We start from the raw sequence: 267 nt of genomic DNA, 5'->3' as shown, positions 1-267 counted from the left end.
AATATTCGTGGTGTATTTTGCGGCGGCGGTCGCACTCAACATGGGCGCCACCTCACTTCAGTTGCTTACGCCGCCCGCTTTGAGGGGGCGTTTGTCCGGTCTGTATCTTTTCTGCACCAATATGATCGGGGCCGGCCTCGGTCCGCTGATTGTCGCGATGATGACACAGCATCTGTTTCATGACCGCGCCAAAGTCGGGATTGCCATGGCTATCGTGACGCCCACAGCCGCGTTGACTGGGGCAATCATTCTCGGCCTTGCATGGCG

General features: G+C 58.1%; 1 pseudogene. It reads left to right on the top strand.

Annotated features, from left to right (window positions below):
* Positions 1-267: pseudogene (locus tag SB771_RS34820) on the top strand (hypothetical protein); the annotation flags it as partial.

It is taken from the genome of Burkholderia sp. SIMBA_051, from assembly GCF_046534915.1.
Lineage (GTDB): Bacteria > Pseudomonadota > Gammaproteobacteria > Burkholderiales > Burkholderiaceae > Burkholderia > Burkholderia ambifaria.
The sequence above is the reverse complement of the archived record's forward strand: the minus strand, read 5'-3'. Positions and strand labels throughout refer to the sequence as shown.